General features: G+C 74.8%; 3 protein-coding genes. All 3 read left to right on the top strand.

Annotation, left to right across the window (positions count from 1 at the left end; all coding sequences use genetic code 11):
* Nucleotides 1-1,760: 1,760 nt before the first annotated feature.
* The 3 genes from GCU69_RS30935 to GCU69_RS30925 are packed head-to-tail and all read left to right on the top strand — an operon-like array spanning nt 1,761 to nt 4,084.
* Complete coding sequence (locus GCU69_RS30935; protein ID WP_098751819.1) at nt 1,761-2,435, top strand: TerB family tellurite resistance protein; 675 nt, start codon at nt 1,761-1,763, stop codon at nt 2,433-2,435.
* Nucleotides 2,436-2,489: 54 nt separating this feature from the next.
* Nucleotides 2,490-3,236, top strand: a complete 747-nt coding sequence (recO, locus tag GCU69_RS30930; protein ID WP_098751821.1) for a DNA repair protein RecO — start codon at nt 2,490-2,492, stop codon at nt 3,234-3,236.
* 14 nt (nt 3,237-3,250) lie between these two features.
* The gene (locus GCU69_RS30925; protein ID WP_098751820.1) at nt 3,251-4,084 is read left to right on the top strand and encodes an isoprenyl transferase; all 834 of its coding nucleotides are present in this window, start codon (nt 3,251-3,253) and stop codon (nt 4,082-4,084) included.
* The last annotated feature ends 14 nt before the right edge of the window (nt 4,085-4,098 follow it).

Genomic DNA, 4,098 nt, shown 5'->3' with positions numbered 1-4,098 from the left:
GGCCCGGCACGGGCAGGTCCGTACAGGGTCCGCGGGTCCGGGGCGGCCGGTGCGGCGGCGGGGAGGACCGGGACACGGGCGGCCGGGAGAGGACGGCGGCCGCCGCGACCCGAGGCCGGACGAGCCCGGGGCGACGGGGCGTACGTCACCGTGTCGTATGCGGCCCGGGGGTACGTCACCGGGGCGTGCGTCACCGAACCGGAGGCAGCCGGGCTGTACGGCGCCGGGCCGCACGGGGAGGGGCCGGGCTTCGCCGGGCCGTGCGGGAACGGGCCGTATGCCGCCGGGCCGTACGCGGACCGGCCGGACGTCACCGGGCTGTGCGGGGTCTGGTCGGACGTCACCGGACCGGACGGGGAAGGACCGGACGTCACCGGACCGAACGGCGAAGAGCCGTACGGCGGCGGGCGCGAGCGGTTCGGTCGCCGTACCCGGAGGGAGGCCGGAGGCGGGCACGGCGGCGGTCGGGGTGAACGTCCTCATGGGCGCTCCCCGTTCACCCGCCGGCCGGCGACCGCGCGCTGCGGGGAGGGGCCGCGGCCCGGGGCAGAGCGGTGTCGGGGGCGGGGGCGGGAATGGGACGCGCGGCGGGCCGCGGACCGGTGGCCGGGAAGACGGTCCTGCCCGGCCCCGGCGGGGAGCCCGCGGCCCGGGTGGTCACACGGGAACCCGCCGGTGTGCCGGGCGGGCGAACAGCCGTAGGAGGTCCCGGCGGGTGAACGGCCGTAGCAGGTCCCGGCGGGTGAACGGTGGTACGGAGTCCCGCCGGTGAGCCGGAGGTGTGAACGGTGGTACGGAGTCCCGGCGCCGGGCCGGAGGTGTGAGCGGTGGTACGGAGCGCCGGTGGTGAGCCGGCCGGGTGAACGGTCGTGGGCGGCCCCGGCGGGGTGCCGGTGGCCCGGGGAGGGGGCGTACGCGGTCCCGGTGGTGAGCCGGAGGCATAACGCGGCAACTAACCGCCTCCGCCCGCCCGGGGCCGTGGCCGGGGTGCGGTTCCGCCCCGACGGGGGACGGCCGGAGGGAGGGATCACGAGATGCGGGAGGCGCCGCCGCGGGGTGCCTCCTCCGGTGTGCCGGGGGGCGGTTGAGCGGAGACCGGCCGAGCGGCGGGCCCGGCGCCGGGATCGAGGTATCCGCGAGAGCGGGTCCCTGCTCCGGCGTCCTGGGGTCATGTGGGGGCGTTCCTCCGCAACGGATTGCCTGGCCATGCGGGCGGCTCCGGACAGACGACGGCACGGCGGGGAGGGGACGGGTGGTCGATCCCGGCCCGACCGCCGACTATGCCAGTGGCGACGTGCCCCGATACTAGACCCGCTGAGCGATGAAGGGGATACAAAGCGTGTTCCCCGCTCTCACATGCTGTTCGGCCGGAGACATTCGTGCTGGTGGGGCAGGGTGCCGATGCCGCACCGCGGCCGGAATCCGCACCTCCCCGCCGAGCCGGGCACCCGCCGCGCGCACTCCAGGACGGGCCGCCCGGGCCCGGCCGCGGCGCCCTCCGGCCGCCGCCGGACCCCACGGCGGAACGGTTGCTTCCGCGGTAGTCCGGGCCGTGGCGCCCCGCCCCGGCGGACGCCGGCGGAGCGCGGACCGGTGCCGCCGACGGGCCCCCGGCCGGGCTGTCTTCCGTACGAGGTGCTGACGCCGACTCGCAACTGTGGCTAACATCACGTCCACACGGCACCGTTGCCGCAGCGTTACTCCTCGGCGGCGGGCCGTGCCGGAATGTTTCTGGGCCGAATCGCCGGAGGTGCGCGAGGATGCGCGGTTGGGGAGTGTGCACGACGTGGCACACGGTCGGCGACGGCGAGTTCTTCTGCCCCGGCTGCGGCGGTGACCGCAACTACCGCCGCCGCACCGGCCACCGCAGGCTCACCGTCCTCGGCGTCCCGGTCCTGTCGCGCGGCACCGCGGGCCCCGTCGTCGAATGCTCGTCCTGCCACGGCCACTTCGGGCCCGAGACGCTCGACCACCCCACCACGACCCGGTTCTCCGCGATGCTCCGGGACGCCGTGCACACCGTGGCCCTCGCGGTCCTCGCGGCGGGCGGCGCCGACGCCCGCCCCGCCCTGGAGACAGCGGTCTGCGCGGTGCGCGCCGCCGGTTTCACCGACTGCACCGAGACGCAGCTGCTGGCCCTCGTCGAGGCGCTGGCCGCGGACACCGGGCGGCTCCCCGGCTGGGCCGAGGACTTCCAGGAGGGCAGCGGCACCGCGCTGACGATAGAGCTGCACGAGGCCCTCGACCCGCTGGCGCCGCACCTCGCCCCGGCCGGCCGGGAGGGCATCCTCGTGCAGGGCGCCCGCATCGCCCTCGCCGACGGGCCGTACCGCCCCGCCGAGCGGGAGGCACTGGCCGCCGTGGGCGCGGCCCTCATGATCCGGCACGAGGACGTCGAGCGGCTGCTCGCCGCCGCCGCGCGAACCCCCTCCTGACCGCTCCCGGGGCCGGGCCCCCGCACGCCCGGCGCGTACGGGACAATGGCCCGCATGAGTCTGTTCCGCGACGACGGCATCGTGCTGCGCACCCAGAAGCTGGGTGAGGCGGACCGGATCATCACCCTGCTCACCCGCGGCCACGGCCGGGTTCGGGCCGTGGCGCGCGGGGTGCGGCGGACCAAGTCGAAGTTCGGGGCGCGGCTGGAGCCGTTCTCCCATGTCGACGTGCAGTTCTTCGCCCGTGGCAGCGAGCTGGTCGGGCGCGGCCTGCCGCTGTGCACCCAGAGCGAGACGATCGCTCCGTACGGTTCCTCGATCGTCGCGGACTACGACCGGTACACGGCCGGGACCGCGATGCTGGAGACCGCCGAGCGCTTCACCGACCACGAGGGCGAGCCCGCCGTGCAGCAGTATCTGCTGCTGGTGGGCGGCCTGCGTACGCTGGCGAGCGGCGCGCACGAGGCGCGGCTGGTGCTCGACGCCTTCCTGCTCCGCTCGCTCGCCGTGGGTGGCTACGCCCCGAGCTTCGCCGACTGCGCGAAGTGCGGGCTGCCCGGGCCGAACCGGTTCTTCTCGGTCTCGGCGGGCGGTGTCGTGTGCGCCGACTGCCGGGTGCCCGGCAGCGTCGTACCGTCGTCCGAGGCGCTGCTGCTGCTCGGCGCGCTGCTGACCGGCGACTGGGAGACGGCCGACGCCTGCGAGGCGCGGCACGCCAGGGAGGGCAGCGGGCTGGTGGCCGCCTATCTGCAGTGGCATCTGGAGCGCGGACTGCGTTCACTGAGGTACGTGGAGAAATAGGAGACGTGGACCGCATGGCACGACGCGGCATTCTGGGCCGTACCCGCCGGGAGTATCTGACACCGGAGCCGCACCCCAGCGGTGCGCGCCCGCCGAGGATCCCGGCCGATCTGGTGCCCAGGCACGTGGCGGTCGTCATGGACGGCAACGGCCGCTGGGCGAAGCAGCGCGGCCTGCCGCGCACCGAGGGGCACAAGGTCGGCGAGGGGGTCGTCCTGGACGTCCTCAAGGGCTGCCTGGAGATGGGCGTGAAGAACCTCTCCCTGTACGCCTTCTCGACCGAGAACTGGAAGCGCTCGCCCGACGAGGTGCGCTTCCTGATGAACTTCAACCGGGACGTCATCCGCCGCCGCCGCGACGAGATGGACGCCCTGGGCATCCGTATCCGCTGGGCGGGCCGGATGCCCAAGCTGTGGAAGTCGGTGGTGCAGGAACTCCAGGTCGCGGAGGAGCAGACCAAGGACAACGACGCCATGACGCTCTACTTCTGCGTCAACTACGGCGGCCGGGCCGAGATCGCCGACGCCGCCGCCGCGATCGCCGCGGACGTCAGGGCGGGCCGGCTGGACCCGTCGAAGGTCACCGAGAAGACCGTCGCCAAGTACCTGTACTTCCCCGACATGCCCGATGTGGACCTTTTCGTCCGCCCGTCCGGGGAGCAGCGCACCTCCAACTACCTGATCTGGCAGAGCGCGTACGCCGAGATGGTCTTCCAGGACGTGCTGTGGCCGGACTTCGACCGCCGGGACCTGTGGCGGGCCTGTCTGGAGTACGCCCGGCGGGACCGGCGCTTCGGCGGTGCGCTGCCGAACGACGGCGGTTCCGGGCAGGCGGCCGCCGGGGAGTGAGACGTCCGCGCGGG

Origin of the sequence: Streptomyces lycii, assembly GCF_009735685.1 — a bacterium.
Lineage (GTDB): Bacteria > Actinomycetota > Actinomycetes > Streptomycetales > Streptomycetaceae > Streptomyces > Streptomyces lycii.
This window is presented reverse-complemented; position numbering and strand designations above follow the sequence as displayed.

What these genes read in the sequence shown, in the direction of transcription:
- GCU69_RS30935 (WP_098751819.1), top strand. Translation starts at nt 1,761, where the DNA reads ATGCGCGGTTGGGGAGTGTGCACGACGTGGCACACGGTCGGCGACGGC.
- recO (WP_098751821.1), top strand. Translation starts at nt 2,490, where the DNA reads ATGAGTCTGTTCCGCGACGACGGCATCGTGCTGCGCACCCAGAAGCTG.
- GCU69_RS30925 (WP_098751820.1), top strand. Translation starts at nt 3,251, where the DNA reads ATGGCACGACGCGGCATTCTGGGCCGTACCCGCCGGGAGTATCTGACA.